This window comes from Cytobacillus sp. FSL W7-1323, assembly GCF_038595015.1.
GTDB classification, from domain to species: Bacteria; Bacillota; Bacilli; order Bacillales; family Cytobacillaceae; genus Cytobacillus; species Cytobacillus kochii.
Window position 1 is genome coordinate 3387448 of the sequence record NZ_CP151998.1, and the last position, 18221, is coordinate 3405668.

General features: G+C 36.7%; 13 protein-coding genes. 1 reads left to right on the top strand and 12 read right to left on the bottom strand.

All coding sequences use genetic code 11. From position 1 onward, the window contains the following. Positions 1 to 177: 177 nt before the first annotated feature. The 3 genes from icd to MKX67_RS17090 all read right to left on the bottom strand — a co-directional run bounded on the left by icd (position 178) and on the right by MKX67_RS17090 (position 3565). Positions 178 to 1449 (bottom strand): NADP-dependent isocitrate dehydrogenase, encoded by a 1272-nt coding sequence (icd, locus tag MKX67_RS17080; RefSeq protein ID WP_180317068.1) that lies wholly within the window; start codon positions 1447 to 1449, stop codon positions 178 to 180. A 149-nt stretch (positions 1450 to 1598) separates the two neighbouring features. Next, on the bottom strand, positions 1599 to 2717 hold the full coding sequence (gene citZ / locus MKX67_RS17085; RefSeq protein WP_307312681.1) for a citrate synthase: 1119 nt from the start codon (positions 2715 to 2717) through the stop codon (positions 1599 to 1601). Between the two features lie 392 nt (positions 2718 to 3109). Continuing rightward, positions 3110 to 3565, bottom strand: coding sequence for a DUF441 domain-containing protein (locus MKX67_RS17090; protein WP_095372309.1), 456 nt, complete (start codon positions 3563 to 3565; stop codon positions 3110 to 3112). Between the two features lie 209 nt (positions 3566 to 3774). On the opposite strand from MKX67_RS17090, the gene ytvI reads away from it, so the two are divergent. Continuing rightward, a complete protein-coding gene (gene ytvI, locus MKX67_RS17095; protein ID WP_095372308.1) occupies positions 3775 to 4896 on the top strand; it encodes a sporulation integral membrane protein YtvI in 1122 nt (373 codons plus the stop codon). Positions 4897 to 5065: 169 nt separating this feature from the next. Here ytvI and MKX67_RS17100 read toward each other — a convergent pair whose 3' ends face one another. From MKX67_RS17100 to dnaE, 9 genes are all read right to left on the bottom strand, one after another. Next, positions 5066 to 5455 carry an FxsA family protein gene (locus tag MKX67_RS17100; RefSeq protein ID WP_095372307.1) on the bottom strand — a complete coding sequence of 130 codons (390 nt, stop codon included), beginning with the start codon at positions 5453 to 5455 and terminating at the stop codon, positions 5066 to 5068. A gap of 114 nt (positions 5456 to 5569) precedes the next feature. Continuing rightward, a complete protein-coding gene (locus tag MKX67_RS17105) occupies positions 5570 to 7201 on the bottom strand; it encodes a DASS family sodium-coupled anion symporter (protein WP_095372306.1) in 1632 nt (543 codons plus the stop codon). Between the two features lie 265 nt (positions 7202 to 7466). Continuing rightward, on the bottom strand, positions 7467 to 9227 hold the full coding sequence (gene pyk / locus MKX67_RS17110; protein ID WP_342488487.1) for a pyruvate kinase: 1761 nt from the start codon (positions 9225 to 9227) through the stop codon (positions 7467 to 7469). Between the two features lie 29 nt (positions 9228 to 9256). Continuing rightward, positions 9257 to 10216, bottom strand: a complete 960-nt coding sequence (gene pfkA, locus MKX67_RS17115) for a 6-phosphofructokinase (protein ID WP_342488488.1) — start codon at positions 10214 to 10216, stop codon at positions 9257 to 9259. 340 nt (positions 10217 to 10556) lie between these two features. Then, a complete protein-coding gene (accA, locus tag MKX67_RS17120; protein ID WP_095372303.1) occupies positions 10557 to 11534 on the bottom strand; it encodes an acetyl-CoA carboxylase carboxyl transferase subunit alpha in 978 nt (325 codons plus the stop codon). Beyond that, positions 11528 to 12397, bottom strand: coding sequence for an acetyl-CoA carboxylase, carboxyltransferase subunit beta (accD, locus tag MKX67_RS17125; protein WP_095372302.1), 870 nt, complete (start codon positions 12395 to 12397; stop codon positions 11528 to 11530). The genes accA and accD overlap by 7 nt, the downstream gene beginning before the upstream one ends. Before the next feature lie 194 nt (positions 12398 to 12591). Beyond that, positions 12592 to 13215, bottom strand: a complete 624-nt coding sequence (locus MKX67_RS17130; RefSeq protein ID WP_095372301.1) for a GntR family transcriptional regulator — start codon at positions 13213 to 13215, stop codon at positions 12592 to 12594. A 9-nt stretch (positions 13216 to 13224) separates the two neighbouring features. Further along, positions 13225 to 14463, bottom strand: coding sequence for a malic enzyme-like NAD(P)-binding protein (locus MKX67_RS17135; RefSeq protein WP_095372300.1), 1239 nt, complete (start codon positions 14461 to 14463; stop codon positions 13225 to 13227). A 356-nt stretch (positions 14464 to 14819) separates the two neighbouring features. Beyond that, a complete protein-coding gene (gene dnaE, locus MKX67_RS17140) occupies positions 14820 to 18191 on the bottom strand; it encodes a DNA polymerase III subunit alpha (protein ID WP_322909666.1) in 3372 nt (1123 codons plus the stop codon). Positions 18192 to 18221: the final 30 nt, after the last annotated feature.

Consider the following 18221-nt stretch of genomic DNA (forward strand, 5'->3'; position numbering starts at 1 on the left):
CAACTATTCAATTTATAACCGCTTCTTGTGAGATTAAAACATGAGGAAACAACTTAATTTCATATATGATGGAATTTATCTTCCACTGAATTTTACATCACAATCAATAAGGATGAGGTTTTTAAATAAAAAGAAAGCAGGCTCAATTTTTAAATTGAACCTGCTAGATCAAGTTAATTAGTCCATGTTTTTGATTAGGACGTCACCGAATTCAGAACATTTCACTTCAGTAGCTCCGTCCATTAGACGAGCAAAGTCATAAGTTACAACTTTAGAAGCAATAGATTTTTCCATAGATTTTTCAATTAAATCAGCCGCTTCATTCCAGCCTAAATGTTTAAGTAAAAGCACACCTGAAAGAATAACAGATGAAGGGTTTACTTTGTCTAAACCTGCATATTTAGGAGCTGTTCCGTGTGTAGCTTCGAAAATCGCATGTCCAGTTTCGTAGTTGATGTTTGCTCCTGGAGCAATACCGATTCCACCAACTTGTGCTGCTAACGCATCAGAAATGTAGTCACCGTTAAGGTTCATTGTTGCTACTACATCAAATTCCGCTGGACGAGTTAAGATTTGTTGTAAGAAGATATCAGCAATTGCATCTTTAACGATGATTTTACCAGCAGCTTCAGCATCAGCTTGCGCTTTGTTTGCTGCATCTACGCCACTTTCATCTTTAATGCGGTCATATTCAGCCCATGTGAATACTTTATCGCCGTATTCTTTTTCAGCTAGTTCGTAACCCCAATTTTTAAATGCACCTTCAGTAAATTTCATGATATTACCTTTGTGTACAAGTGTTACTGATTTACGACCTTCGTTGATTGCATAGTCAATTGCAGAGCGAACTAGACGAGTTGTTCCCTCTTGAGAAACAGGTTTAATACCGATTCCAGATGTTTCTGGGAAACGAATTTTATTGACACCCATTTCATCTTTTAAGAAAGAGATTAATTTGTTTACTTCATCTGTACCTTTAGCATATTCAATACCTGCATAGATATCTTCAGTATTTTCACGGAAAATGACCATGTCAGTATCTTGTGGGCGCTTAACTGGTGAAGGAACACCTTCAAACCAGCGTACTGGACGCAAGCATACGAAAAGATCTAATTCTTGACGCAATGCAACATTTAAAGAACGAATTCCTCCACCAATTGGTGTTGTAAGTGGTCCTTTAATGGCGATTAAGTATTCATTAATTACATCTAAAGTTTCTTTTGGTAACCATTCGCCTGTTTGGTTAAATGCTTTTTCACCAGCTAAAACTTCTTTCCAAGCAATTTTACGCTCACCTTTATATGCTTTTTCAACCGCTGCATCTAAAACACGAGAAGCAGATGCCCAAATATCCGGCCCAGTTCCGTCACCTTCGATAAAAGGAACGATTGGTTCATTTGGTACATTTAAAACACCATTATTTACTGTAATTTTTTCTGCTGCCATAATAATTTCTCCCTCCAATTTCCTTGTGTTAAAAGTAACACATCACAAACTTACCAGAATCAAAGGCTAGAAGGCAAACCCTCTAACCTTTCAGTAGCTTGCTTATCTTTATTTATTATTATCATCTGTTTTGAAAAAACTCAATAAAAAGTTTACCCTCTTTGTTCAACAGGAACGTAAGCTTGCATTCCTGGACCTGTATAATCAGCACGTGGACGGATTAAACGATTATTAGAGTATTGTTCTAAAATATGAGCTAACCAACCAGAAACACGGCTAACTGCAAAGATTGGTGTAAAGAGATCGTGATCGATACCTAAGCTGTGGTATACAGATGCCGAATAAAAATCAACATTAGGAGGAAGATCTTTTTCTCCAGTCACAATTCCTTCAATTTTTGTAGACATTTCATACCAATGTGGTTCGCCTGTCAATTCTGTTAATCTCTTAGACATTTCTCTTAAATGTTTCGCTCTTGGGTCGCCTTTTCTATATACACGATGACCGAAGCCCATTATTTTATCTTTATTCGCTAATTTTTCACGAATAGCAGGTTCAACATTATCTAATGTACCGATTTCTTTAAGCATTTTCATTACAGCTTCGTTAGCACCACCGTGTAGAGGTCCTTTTAATGCACCAATAGCTGCTGTAATACCTGAGTACATATCAGATAATGTCGCAACACAAACGCGAGCTGTAAAAGTAGACGCATTTAATTCATGATCAGCATGTAGGACAAGTGCTTTATTCATTGCTTCAACTGCTACATCTTCTGGTTCTTCCCCATTTAACATAAACAAGAAGTTAGCAGCAAAACTTAATTCCTTTTTAGGAGCAATTGGCTCTAAGCCTTTTCTCACACGCGCAAACGCAGCAACAATAGCTGGCACTTTTGCTTGTAAACGGATGGCTTTTCTATAGTTCGCATCCTCTTCCATTACATCTGCTTCTTCATCATAGAGACCAAGAAGAGATACAGCGGAGCGAAGAGCTGCCATCGGATGAACTTGATCAATTGGATAAGTCTTAAAATGAGCAAGAACCTCTTGTGGCAAATTCATATTTTCTGCCAATTGTGCTTTTAATTCATCTAGTTGTGATTGTGTAGGTAATTTACCATGCCATAATAAATAGATGACTTCCTCAAAACTAGCATTTTCTGCCAAATCATCAATGTTATAGCCTACATATGTTAAAGTATCATCAATGATTGAACTGATAGCAGATGTAGTAGCCACTACACCCTCTAGACCGCGTGTCGCTGTCATAACAAACCATCTCCTTCTTTGAAATATTTTCCCCAAACCCTCTGTCTGCATGAATCTTATTCATTAAGTTGTTATCAGATAAACCTGATAGCTCTATTGGCTATTGTAGCCGATTTAATCCAGCTAATATGTATTAAGCTGGGAGACAGACTAAATGACATTCTTAGTCAGATTTCCATCTGACTGAACAATCTCTGAACGTATGCTCAGTACAAACATGTACAAACATTAATGAAAGAAAATGCTTACATTTTCTTTTTGGTATAAAGTATCTACTATTTTCATAGACTCAACTATCAAACCTATTTGTACATGTATATTATAAACAATTATCTGACTTTTGTGAAACGAAAAATTCATAAAAATACAAGTGATTGATAGCTTTCTACCAATTATTGAATATACTCAAATATCTTCATGAATAAATAGGCGATACCCGCTCCGATTAGCGGACCGACTGCTACTCCTTTAAATAATGTAATAGCTAGAATTGTTCCTAGAACAAGAGCAGTCGTAATATGTGGATCTTCTGATAGGAGGGTAAGCCCACCCTTTGCTAATAATGCAACGATAATGCCTGATATACAAGCAACCCAAGCATAAGGTGATTTAAATGCATCTGCTAGATCTTTGAACCCGATTGCTCCACTTGCAATAGGGGCTAAGACAGCAATCGTAATAATCGTTACACCCCAATTAATACCCTTACTTTGGATAAATGAAAACACTTTTAACTCTGTTCCGACTAATTTTAACAATAGGAGGACAGCAATCGCAAATATAAGAGATTGATTTTTAGCCACAATACTGATAGCTAAAAGCAGTAGTAAAAACAGGAATGACTCCATATTCTATCTCACCTTCCTGTTAATGATGTTATTTTAACATAATTTCGAAAAAAGATAAAATTAATTTCTAATTCGCTCATTTCGCCAGTAAAGATAATGAGGACAAAAGAGCATATTTTAGGTTAAAAGATTAAAATTAGCGTCTAGAAAACAATGTCAGATTATTCAACCTTTTTCACTTAAAATACATTAAGGAGGAGCGCCAAACAATGACAAGTGCCCTACATTACCAAATCATGAGATTCTTTTTTGTCTTAGTCATCATATTTACTTTATTATTTGCTAGTTTTTACTTGTCATCCATTGCTTATCCTTTTCTAATTGGGTTAGGTATTGCATACATCATTAATAGGACAGTCAATTTTTTTCAATATACATGTAAAATACCACGATCTTTTTCTGTTTTCATTTCTTTAACATTACTAATAGGCGTCATTCTGGGCGGCGCAGTTATTTTAATCACTGAATTGGTCTCTGGGGCAGCTCACCTATCAAAAGTTGTGCCAGCACATGTACAAGTGTTTATTACACATATAGAACACTGGATCGCCAATCAATTTATGCCTGTGTTAAATAAACTAACCAGTTTATTTAACCATCTAGGAACAGAACAACAAGCAAGCGTTATGGCCAATATAGAAGAAATAGGTAAGAATATAGGACAATCATTAGGACTTTTTCTACAATCTTTTTTTGAAAAGCTGCCTGCGTTATTCTCATGGATACCTAATGCAGCAACTGTCATTATTTTTTCTCTTTTGGCTTCATTCTTCATTAGTAAAGATTGGGAAAGAATAAAACTATTTTTTCTTAATCTGGCACCTGAATATGTAAGACGCAGTAGCATTACCGTCTTCACTGACCTGAAATCTGCCCTTTTTGGCTTTATAAAGGCACAAGCAACTTTAATTTCAATAACTACTCTTATCATCTTGTTGGGCTTATTAATATTAAACATAGATTATGCGATGACAATCGCCATTATCGCCGGTATGGTTGATATTCTTCCTTATTTAGGAACAGGTATCATCTTTATTCCATGGATTATTTATTCCTTTTTTATTGGTGAAACGACCATTGCAGTTGGACTTTCTATCCTGTACGTGATTATTATCGTTCAAAGACAAGTGATGGAACCAAAGATTTTATCTTCCAATATTGGTTTAGATCCATTGGCGACTTTAATCGCTTTATTTATTGGCTTTAAACTATTTGGATTCCTCGGGCTGATTATTGGTCCAATTATTCTTGTCATCCTTTCTACTTTGTACAGAGCAAAAGTATTCACAGATATTTGGTTTTATATAAAAAATGGAAGAGAGGAGAAATAGAAGTCAGCCATTATAATAGATGCTAAATTTGAGGTACTCCTTTTTGAATCTCGACTACAAACCTACTTCTCGCCAATGTAAAAATCCGAACATAAACGAATTGGAATATGTTCGGATCTCTTTTTGTCTATTCTTTTTTTAATATATGGGATCACCTTTGTCTAAATGCTCACCATTTTATCACTTTGATGTTACCATGGTTAATACGTCTTCTAAGGAAGTGATACAAAATAATTTTTAATTTATTTCTTATAAAAGGAATTAATAAAAGAACACCTATGAAATCTGAAATAAATCCTGGTAACACAAGGAAAATACCTGCTATGAATATACAAAGACCGTCTAGCATGGAATCACCCGGCATTTCCCCACGGCGCGTTTCCATCTGTACCTTTTTCATTACTTCCATCCCTTGCCTTTTTGCTATATAAACGCCAAAAACGCCAGTCAATATAATTAGAAGAAATGTCACGGCCACACCTAAAGCCTTACCGGCAAGAAGCAGTACAACAATTTCAATCGCCGGGATTAAAATTAGCGGTAATAATATATAGCGCATTTAGCCACCTCATTATATTTTATATATATAATGATATCAAAATTATGGGCTCGCGAGAAACATAACACATTTCCATCATTGGAAATTCCCACTTTATAAATTTAAGAACAAATGCTACTTAAACGAATTCGGGAAAGTACCTATATCGATACCCCATGCAATTGGCATATAGAAATAAATCATTACACCAACAAAGATAATTGTAAAAATACTTAACCAAAAACCGGATTTAGCCATATCACCTATCTTTAAATAGCCAGATCCAAAGACAATTGCATTAGGCGGTGTGGCAACAGGGAGCATAAACGCACATGAAGCAGCAATTGCAGCAGCTACCATAAGCGCATACGGATGAAGGTCTAACGCTAATGCTAAAGATGCCATGATAGGGAACATCATTGTAGCTGTTGCCGTATTTGATGTAATCTCAGTTAAGAATGTCACAAGTGCTGTTACGCATAGAATGACAATAACAAGATGCACACCCTCAAGAACGGTTAATTGCTCTCCAATCCATGTGGCTAAACCTGAATCCTTAAAGCCTTTGGCGATTGCTAATCCCCCACCAAATAGTAATAATATCCCCCAAGGAATATTCAATGCATCTTTCCAATTTAAGAGCTGAGCATCCTTACTACTTTTCGATGGTAAAAGAAATAGAATAATCGCTGCAGCAATCGCTATAATCGTGTCGTCGATTCGGCTCATAAAATCAAAAGGAATGAACGATCTTGTAATCCACGCAACCGCAGTAGCAAGAAACACTACTAATACTAATTTTTCCTCAAAAGATATATTTCCTAATCGTTTTCTTTCAGAAGAAATGATTTCTTTACCGCCTGGAAGCTCCTTGATTCTCATAGGAAAAGCCATTTTAACTAAGTAAAACCAGGCTACAAGTAATAAAATAGCCGCAAAAGGAACCCCAAATAGCATCCATGTAGCAAAAGAAATATCAATCCCATAAATTTCTTTTACAACACCTGCAAAAATCATATTTGGAGGTGTCCCAATTAAAGTACCTAAACCACCAATTGAAGCTGCATAGGCAATCCCTAGCATTAGTGACTTACCAAACCGGTTAGCAGATTCTCTTTCCGACTTCATGGAATCGTTTACATGCGTAATAACAGCAATGGCAATCGGCATCATCATCATGGCAGTTGCAGTATTCGATATCCACATTGAAAGGAAACCTGTAGCCACCATAAACCCAAGAACAAGCCTAGATGTACTAGTACCAACCACAGTAATGATACCAAGTGCAATTCTTAAATGGAGATTCCACTTTTCCATCGCAATGGCGATAATAAAGCCACCTAAAAATAAGAAAATGGTATTATCCGCATATGAACTCGTAATTCCTTCTGTCACTGCACCAGTAACGGGAAAGAGAATGATTGGCAATAGTGAAGTTACTGGTATAGGTATGGCCTCTGTAATCCACCAGACAGCAACCCATAGAGTACTTGCTAGCACAGCTTGGGCTTCTCTTGACATTCCTTCAGGTGAAACAAATAGGAGCGTTAAAGCAAAAAGAATGGGCCCTAATAATAATCCTATATTCTGTTTATTCGTTCTTTTTCTCTGTTTCGGATTCTCTCCATTATTTTCACCTGATTGCTTCAATTCATTTGAATGGTTCTTATCAGACTGGTTCTTCACTGAGAATAACCGTAATAAGTCCTTTATTTGATCATGCAACCTCCACATTTCCATCCAAAACCCTTGCATATAATTCAGCATATCCTCACCACTCCCTTTAATTATGTATTTATTTTTTTATTTCAATATTTCTATTCAAAATAATTTAAGAGATATGTTATCATTATAAATGTGATATATTATATTTAATATTATGTTATACTAATATAACGATATTGGCAACAATTATATTCTATTTTGAGTTAAAAATTTAATTAGGTTATCTAAATATCTTTTCAACCTTATTTTTCAATCTTATATAAAAAAAAGAACTGCCGATTAATAATATCCGACAGTTCTTCTATATTTATAAGACACTCGCATGGCCGTTATAAATGACACCTCTTTGTGAGTCTACTGTAATGTCTTGACCGTCCTTAATTAATTTTGTAGCCATATCTAAACCGACAATAACCGGAATACCAAGGTTTAAACCAATTACAGCACCATGGCTCGTTAGACCACCTTCTTCAGTAATTAGAGCACTACATTTTTCAATAGCTGGGACCATTTCACGATCAGACCCAATTGTTACGAGTATTGAGCCTTCTGTAACCTTTTCCATTGCTTCTTTCGCATTGCGGGCAATAACTGCTTTACCAAATGCTGACTTTCTGCCAATACCTTGAGCTTTTGCAATGATATCGCCAACTACATGAATTTTCATTAAGTTTGTTGTTCCTGCTTCTCCAACAGGAACTCCAGCTGTTATAACAACAAGATCCCCCGAATGAACGATTCCTGTTTGTAGACTTTCTTCTACAGCTATATCTAGCATATCATCGGTTGTCTTAGCTTTTTGGCCAACTTGCGAATATACTCCCCATACAAGTGATAAGCGACGAGAAACGTATTCATGTGAAGTGACAGCTACGATTGGATTCACCGGTCTGAACTTAGCAATCATTCTAGCTGTATGTCCACTCTCTGTAGGTGTGATAATGGCGCTGACTCCCAAGTTTAGTGCTGTATGTGCAACAGATTGGCCAATGGCATCGGTCACATTATGTTTATTATTTTTACTTCTTTGAGATAAAATTTCTCTATGATTTAAGGCTGTTTCTGCACGAGAAGCGATATTATGCATCGTTTTAACTGCTTCTACTGGGTAAGAACCCGCTGCTGTTTCCCCTGATAACATGATTGCATCCGTGCCATCAAAAATGGCATTAGCAACATCACTTGCTTCCGCACGAGTTGGGCGAGGGTTTCTTTGCATGGAATCTAACATTTGTGTTGCTGTAATAACCGGCTTTCCAAGCTCGTTGCATTTTTTAATTAATTGCTTTTGTACAAGCGGTACTTCCTCCGCTGGAATTTCAACACCTAAATCTCCACGCGCTACCATTAAACCATCTGACACTTCTAGAATACCTTCAATATTATCAACGCCTTCTTGGTTTTCAATTTTGGGGATAATATGAATATATTCTGCATTATTTTCTTCAAGTAATTGACGAATTTCTAAAACGTCTGATGGTCGTCTAACAAAGGAAGCGGCAATAAAGTCAACTTCTTGCTCAATTCCAAAAAGAATATCCTTGGCATCCTTTTCTGTGATGCCAGGGAGGTTAACTGAAACACCTGGTACATTCACACCTTTTTTATTCTTTAACGTACCGCTATTTAAGATTTTCGCATGAATTTCTTTTTTCTCTTTATTGATAGCTTTGACTTCCAAAGCAATCAACCCATCATCTAAAAGAATACTAGAGCCGATGTGAACATCATCAATGAGGCCACTATATGTAACAGAGAATATGTCTGTTGTCCCTTCCACTTCATTCATACTCACAATGATATTGTTACCCGCTTCTAATTCAATCGCACCGTCTTTCATATCATTCGTACGTATTTCTGGACCTTTTGTATCTAATAGGATTGCAACTGTCTTTCCAGTTTGCTTAGATGCTTCACGGATATTAGCAATTCGCTCACCATGTTCTGCAAAATTTCCGTGTGAAAAATTTAATCTTGCTACATTCATGCCAGCATTTATTAATTCAATAATTTTTTCAATACTTTCACTAGCTGGTCCAATTGTACAAACAATTTTCGTTTTACGCATATTAATATATACCTCCTAATTATGTACGCTTAAATTGAAAGCTCTCTTGATAACTCGTATAGGTCTAAATCTAACCTATTATGTTGACTTAAAACATCACGCAAGCTATTAGCTACGACTTGGTTATTATTCAAACCAACTGCTTGTCCACCTTTTTCTTTGGCAAGTAATTCCACTGCATGAGCACCTAAACGACTAGCTAAAACACGATCAAATGCCGTTGGAGATCCGCCTCGTTGGATATGACCAAGAACAGACACTCTCGTTTCAAGTGAGGTTGCACTCTCAACTTGTTTTGCGAATTCTATACCACTACAAACACCTTCAGCCACAATGATAATACTATGCCTTTTTCCTCTATCAAGTCCACTTTTGAGTTTTGTTGCAATTTCATCTATATCGTAATTTACTTCAGGAATAAGGATTGTTTCTGCTCCAGCAGCTAAGCCTGCCCATAAGGCAATATCGCCTGCATCTCTACCCATTACTTCTATAATAAAGGTCCTTTCGTGTGAACTCGCTGTATCCCTGATTTTATCTATGGCATCAATGACTGTATTTAATGCTGTATCAAATCCAATAGTATATTGTGTACCTGCAATGTCATTATCAATCGTTCCTGGTACACCTACACATGGAAAACCTGCTTCAGTGAGGGCAAGCGCTCCTCGATAAGATCCGTCTCCACCAATCACAACTAGACCTTCTATTTGATGTGCCTTTAAGTTCTCTATTCCCTTTTGTCTTCCTTCTTCTGTTTTAAACTCTTCACATCTTGCAGAATAAAGAATCGTACCGCCACGATGAATAATATCACCAACAGATCCTAATTCTAGCTTTTCTATATTACCATGAATTAGACCAGTATAACCGCCATAAATACCATATACCTCGATACCATCATGAATGGCTTTTCTAACAACTGCGCGAACGGCCGCATTCATTCCAGGTGAATCTCCTCCACTTGTTAATACACCAATTCTTTTCATTTTCTCTATCACCTCTATTATGGGAAAACAATTTGTATTCTATTAATATGAACGAACCTAGGGGAAAGGAAAAAAGAGGACCTACAAAAGGTTAATAAGCTTCTTCTACTGTTAAAATAGCACGAAAAAATAAACATCACAATTATAATTTATTAAGTTTCGTTAAAGAATTATTACTAAAAGCACATTCAAGCCAAATATGAACAAAGGTATACATTGTATTTTGAAGCATATCAGAGTTTATATAAATTACTTTATAGCTGCTCTCGTTTGGTACAGATTATTATAATCTTTTTTAAAATAACGTGGATAATAGGAAAAACGTGCAATTCGCACGTTTTTATTTTACCCCAATATAATCTCTTAAAAACGAATATTTCCCAATTGATTTATATTTCTCATAACGATGGTCTACTAATTGTTTTTCATCTAGTTGAGATAAATCCTTTAATGACTGATAAAGAATATCTTCAATTGCTAGTGCTTGCTGCTCAACATCCTTATGAGCTCCACCTTTTACTTCAGGTATGATTTCATCGATAACTCCAAGCTCCTTTAAATCTGGAGCAGTAATGCGCATCGACTCAGCTGCTGTTTGAGCTTTCGCCGCATCTTTCCAAAGGATAGAGGCAGCTCCCTCTGGTGAAATAACAGAGTAAGTAGCATTTTCTAGCATATGAATATAGTTACCAATGCCCAACGCCAAAGCGCCGCCACTTCCGCCTTCTCCAATTACTATGCATACAACCGGTACTTTCAAACTAGCCATTTCAAAAAGGTTTTTAGCTATCGCTTCACTTTGACCTCTTTCTTCAGCTGCCTTGCCTGGATAAGCACCTTTTGTATCTATAAAACAAACAATTGGACGGCGAAACTTCTCCGCTTGCTTCATTAAACGCAACGCTTTTCGATAACCTTCTGGATGTGGCATACCGAAGTTTCTACGGATATTTTCTTTTGTATCTTTTCCACGTTGATGACCGATCACTGTAACAGGATGTCCTCTAAACTTAGCTATCCCACTAACAATCGCTTCATCATCTCCGAATACACGATCGCCATGACATTCAAAAAAGTCATCAAACAAATACTCTATATAATCTAATGTAGTAGGACGATTAGGATGACGAGCAATTTGCACTCGATCCCATGGTCCTAGATTTTCATATATATCTTTTTCTAACTTGGCTAATCTTGTCTCGAGCTTATTAATTTCAGCTCCTAAATCAACATCTGCTGTCTTCGTAAATTCTTTTAACTCAGCTATTCTTTTTCTTAGTTCAATAATCGGTCTTTCAAACGTTAATTCAGTTACCATTTAAGCTCACCTCCCGGCTGATGAATAGAAAGAATGTTAGCAATCTCCTCTCGCAGCTTAGAACGATGAATAACGGCATCAAGCTGCCCATGTTTCAATAAGAATTCTGCTGTTTGGAAGTCCTCTGGCAACTCTTCACGAATTGTCTGTTCAATAATACGACGACCCGCAAAACCAATTAACGCTTTAGGCTCAGCAAAATTAAAATCTCCTAATGAAGCGAAACTAGCAGAAACACCACCAGTAGTAGGGTGTGTCATTATCGAGATAATTAAGCCACCATTATCACTGAATCGCTTCAGCGCCACACTCGTCTTCGCCATTTGCATCAAACTCAATACACCTTCTTGCATTCTTGCACCACCAGAAGCAGTAAAGATAATGAATGGCACTTTCAATTCATCCGCCTTTTCAATTGCCCTTGTGATTTTCTCTCCGACCACAGAGCCCATGCTTCCCATTCTAAAAGTCGAATCCATTACGGCCAGAACAATTTGAAAACCATCCAATTCTCCAATTCCTGTCATTACCGCTTCATTCATGCCTGTTTTCTTACGGTCTTTTTCAACTTTTTCAAGGTAATCTGGAAAAGCAAGCGGGTTTTCTGATATCATTTCACGATCTAGCTCTTGAAATGTTCCCTTATCTAGAAAGCTCTCAAAACGTTCTGCTGCATTCATTGGGTGATGATGACCACAATTAATACATACCTTCATGTTTTTCATTAGTTCTTTCGTATACATTATCTTCTTACATTCAGGGCATTTAGTCATGATTCCTTCTGGGACATCTTGCTTCGCTGCCTCAGAAGGAATAGTTGCATATTTTTTCTTCTTTGATTTTGTAAAGATGTCTTTTAGCAAGGTGAAACCTCCTTGTAATTACAAAGTAAATAACAAAAGTGAAATTTACCTTTCCTACTTTAGTAATCATTACCATTTCCCTAGGTGGCCAGACCACTGAGAAAAAAACAATTGCCTATCGACGCAAGTGCGAGAATACAGCTTGTCTCATCACTATACAATAATAGGCTTAAAAAAGATGGAAAACATTGTCGTTAAATGCTCGACAAATTTCTTATTAAACAATATTGAATTTTTGCTGCTTGTTCATCTTTCTCTATCATCGCATCTATTAATGACAGATAGGTTTTTTGATCAACAATAGCTGAACCAAAGTCTAACGAATTATAATAATCGGTTAAAATCGTCCATAGACGCTTAAATAAATGGTTATCTGCTATGAGAACGATGCGATAAAAATATTCATTCTCTTGAAACACCTCAGAAGTGACCCAATTTCTAAAAGCTTCAAGTTCTTTTGGAGTTGCTTTTCTCATCGCTAACCATATACAATCCCATTCTACCAAATATTTCGTTTCTTTAATATCAGTTTTTGCTTGTTTGTCTTGCAGAATAAATGTACTCAGTAATTGTACCAGATTATGACCACGAAAATCTTTAATAAAGGTTCCTTCGCCTCTTCTCGTCTCTATTAAACCTAGTAGCTCTAACGCACGAAAAGCTTCACGAACGGAAGAACGCCCAACATTTAGGCGTTCTGACATTTCACGTTCTGAAGGTAGTTTGTCACCTGTTTGATAACCTTCTTCTTGAATAATATTTCGCAGCTGTTTCACGATTTCTATATATAATTTCGTTGAATTGTCCAGCGAACTCACCGCCTATCGTTATTTATCTTTTCCGATAGCTGCAAGTTGTGCTGTTCTTTGCTTCACTTCTTCTGGGTCAACTTTAATTCTAGCTACGCCAGTTTCCATAGCTGATTTAGCTACTGCAGATGCTACTGCTGGTGCCACTCGTGGATCAAATGGAGCTGGAATGACATAATCAGAATGTAAGTCGTCTTCAGCAATCAATTCAGCAATTGCTTCAACCGCAGCAATTTTCATATGCTCATTAATATGAGTTGCACGAACATCTAAAGCACCCCTAAAGATTCCTGGGAATGCAAGAACATTATTTACTTGGTTAGGGAAATCTGAACGACCTGTACCAACAACAAGCGCTCCAGCAGCTTTTGCCTCTTCTGGCATGATTTCTGGTGTTGGATTAGCCATAGCAAAAATGATTGCCTTGTCGTTCATTGATTGTACCATATCAGCTGTCAAAGCACCCGCCACTGATACACCAATAAATACATCTGCATCTTTAATTGCATCTGTTAAACTACCTTTAACTTGGTTACGGTTTGTGAATCGGGCAACTTCACTCTTAATATCATTCATCCCGTTTGGACGCCCTTCATAGATAGCACCCTTTGTATCACACATAATAATATCTCTTACACCATAACGGTATAGTAATTTAATAATAGCAATACCTGCTGCACCAGCACCGTTTGCAACCACCTTTATTTCGCTCATCTTTTTACCAGCAAGTTTAAGGGCATTGACAAGTCCAGCAACAGTTACAATGGCTGTCCCGTGTTGATCATCATGGAACACTGGAATATTTGTCTCTTTTTTCAAACGTTCTTCAATATAGAAGCAATTCGGTGCTGCAATATCCTCTAAGTTCACACCGCCAAAAGTCGGCTCCATTAACTTCACCGTATCAACGATTTTATCAATATCATTGGTATTCAAGCAAATTGGAAAAGCATCAACACCTGCAAAGCTTTTAAATAACACAGCTTTCCCTTCCATTACTGGTAAGGCTGCTTCTGGTCCGATATTACCAAGTCCAAGAACAGCCGTTCCATCAGAAACAACCGCTACCATATTGCCTTTCATTGTATAATCATAAACCGTTTCTGGTTTATCATAAATTTCTTTACATGGCTCTGCAACGCCGGGAGAATAAGCTAAGCTTAACTCTTTCGCATTTGTAACAGCTACTTTTGATTTAGATTCTAATTTACCTTTATGAACCTTATGCATATTTAATGCTTCATCTCTTAATGACATGACCTACACCCCTTAGTGCTTTTCTTATAATTCTTCACAAACCCAACATACTAGCTGTCTCTTCTTTCTTAATATGTAAATTTTCTCTCTCTTATTCTTCAATACATATATCAAGAATGTGGCAAAAACAACCAAATACCTAGGACGTTACAAAATAGCAGTCGACCTCACAATAAACATATACTAGAAAAATGATTCAGTATTCATTAATAAGAATTGCTTCAGTACTAGAGAACAATTTACCTATAAATAAGGAAATGAAAGCAGCACTTAATGCAAATTCTTTAAAAATCAACTTCATGGTGGTCTGACCAGTTTATGATAACAATATAACATATCTGAAAAACTTGTAAAGGCTAACGCTTAAAAACAATATTCTCTCCTCCAAATAATTCTTTTAAGCGTTCAGTCAATTTTTCGCTGTATGATACATATTCATCTTGACTAAGTTTGATGGATCTACGATCATTTTCATAGAATAAAACGACAGGTGATTGCCCTACTTCATATTGTAAAATTTCTTTTAACAATGTTAATTTCTCATCTGATTCATTCTCTTTCGTAATCTTAATGTAAAGGGTAGGTGGCTTAGATTCCTCCTTTTCAATCACTTCTTCTACTTTTTCAACACTTCTAATAATCCATTGTTTCTTTCCATTCCTTACCTCTACTTCACCTTTCATAAAGACAATATCGCCAGCTTGCATGATAGAAGAATACTTATTATAGATTTTCGGAAAAGCGACTGCTTCCATATCTCCAGTTTGATCACTAAGAAGTAAAAATGCCATCGCTTCTCCTTTTTTGGTCCTAATCTTCTTCATTTCTGAGATATACACGACTGATTGAACAATTACTTTTCTCTCTTGACTCTCAATGTATTGTAGCGTTTGAGATTTTAACAGTGAAAAAAATGATTCATAGGTTGTTACCGGATGCGCAGAAAGATATAACCCCAAAGCCGCCTTTTCGTTAGCAAGTTTATCTAACAAGGGAATCTCTTCAACAGTTGCGTATTTTGGTTTAGGGAAAAATTCCTCTTCACTAAACATATCAAATTGATCATCATCTGGCTGAACTAACTCGGCATGCTCTAAGGCAATATCTAAGCTAGCAAGTAGTGTCGCTCGGTCCTCACCAAACTCATCAAAACTCCCGGAATGAACAAGCATTTCAAGCATTCGCCTATTGAATACTTTCCCTGACATACGGATACAAAAATCAAATAAATCTTGGAATGATCTACCTGCTCTCACTCGAACAATTTCCTTCCAAGCATTTACCCCGATCGTCTTCACTGCTGCTAAACTATAGCGGATTCCTTGATTTTCCACCTGAAAAGAAAAGATACTTTTATTAATGGAAGGAGGTAAGATCTCAATCCCCAATTGCTTCGCCTCATTTACATATTGGGCTACTTTCGCATCATTACCAATAGCTGAAGTTAACAATGCCGCCATGAAATGTAGCGGATAATGGGATTTTAAATAGGCAAGTTGATAAGAAATCATACTATACGCTACTGCATGACTTCTATTAAATCCGTAATTAGCAAACTTAACGATGTAATTATATATTTGATTGGCAGTTTCTTCTGTATATCCTTGGTTAATCGCACCATGCACAAAATGTGCTCTTTCTTTATTCAGAACTTCTTCTTGCTTTTTACTTACAGCCCTTCTTAATAAGTCAGCTTCCCCTAGTGAAAATCCTGCCATCTTTGCTGCAATCTGCATAATTTGTTCTTGGTAAACAATGACACCATAAGTCGGCTTCAATATATCTTCTAAATCTTGATGAGGATAGGTAATTTCCTCCTCACCATGCTTTCTCGCAATAAATAACGGAATATTTTCCATCGGGCCTGGGCGATATAATGCATTGACTGCAACAATATCCTCAAATGTAGTCGGTTGCAGTTTCTTTAATACATTTCTCATCCCACTTGATTCTAACTGAAAAATTCCTGTTGTTTCTCCCCTAGATAGTAATTCATAAGCTTTTTGGTCTTGAAGTGGCACTTCTTTTATTGGAATAAGTTTTCCTGTTTTCTTTTTAATAGACTGTAAAATATTTTCAATAAGTGACAAATTACGTAAGCCAAGAAAATCCATTTTTAATAGGCCACGATCTTCCAAGTGCTCCATTGAAAATTGTGTTAGAAAAACATCTCCATGTCCCCCGGTAATTGGTACCACTTGAACAAGTGGGCGCTCACTTATGATAACGCCAGCAGCATGTGTAGAAGTATGTCTTGGCAATCCTTCTAACTTTAGTGCTGTATTAAATAATCTTTTATATAACGATGATTGATTAATCAATGTTTGCAAAGAATGTGACTCTTGCCAAGCTGATTTTAAGGTAATACCTAGTCGACTAGGTACCGCACGAGATAGCTGATCTAGTTCCTTTGAGTTTAAGCCAAAGGCCCTACCAACATCTCTAAGTGCCGCCTTAGCTGCTAATGTTCCAAACGTAATAATTTGCGCGACATGTTGCTGACCATACTTGCTTGCCACATATTGGATTACCTCATCTCTGCGATGGTCAGGAAAATCAATATCAATATCAGGCATAGAAATCCGCTCAGGGTTTAAAAACCGTTCAAAAAGCAAATTGTAACGAATCGGATCAACATCTGTTATATAAAGCACATATGCTACAATTGAGCCGGCTGCCGAACCACGTCCAGGTCCAGTGAAAATTTTTTCCCTTCTACAAAACTGCATAAAATCCGCAACAATTAAAAAATAATCACTAAAATTCATTTTCTTCAAAATAGAAAGCTCATACATAAGGCGATTCCTAGCTTTCTCATTTCCATCAGGATATCTCTCACCCCACCCTTTCATACAGAGCTGCTCTAATTGCTGATCGGCTGTCAGATGGCCATCAGTGGGGAATTTCGGCAAGCTTTTTATTCCAAGGTCCATCTCCACATCACATTCACTGGCAATCATATTCGTCTTTATAATCGCCTCTTCCTCTTCTACAAAAAGGTCAACCATTTCTTTCACACGTTTTAAAGAATATTGATCAGATTGTAATCTTTCCCAACTCTCGTCTTCTAATTTTTCTCCATTGCGTATAGCAAGTGCACATTGTTGAGCAAAGGCATCTTCTTTATTTAAATAATGAACAGCATTTGTCACAACTAGTGATATATCACTTTGCTCTGATAAATCCTTAAGCAACGGCAATACTTTCTCTTCCTCTGTTAGCCCATGTCTTTGCATAGAAAGATAAAAATCACCAGAAAAAATCTCTTTATACATACGAGCATATTTTTCAGCATCCATAAACCGGTCTTCTAGCAAGTAATTCTCAATTACGCCTTCTAAACCAGGTGTTAAAGCAATTAATCCATTTGAGTAAGCCCTCAACCACTTGAGCGGGAGTCCGCCTTCTGCTGCCGTTTGCAGGCTACTCGTTATTTTGAGTAAGTTTTGATAACCTTGGTTATTTTTCGCTAGTAATACTATTGGGTTCGTCCCTTCTTCTTGTTCCTTTTCAATATCGACAGTCAACCCAATAATAGGTTTAATATTATTTTTTTTACATTCATTATAAAACTGTGCTGTCCCGTACATTACATTTCTATCTGTAAGGGCAATTGCTGGATACCCTTTTACTTTGGCATCTGCTACGAGTTGTTCAACACTAGCTGTGCTCATTAATAAACTATAGGCACTATATACTTGCAAGTGAATAAAAGACAACTTTCTCACACCCTCATTTTTCTTCTTCTTTTATTATAG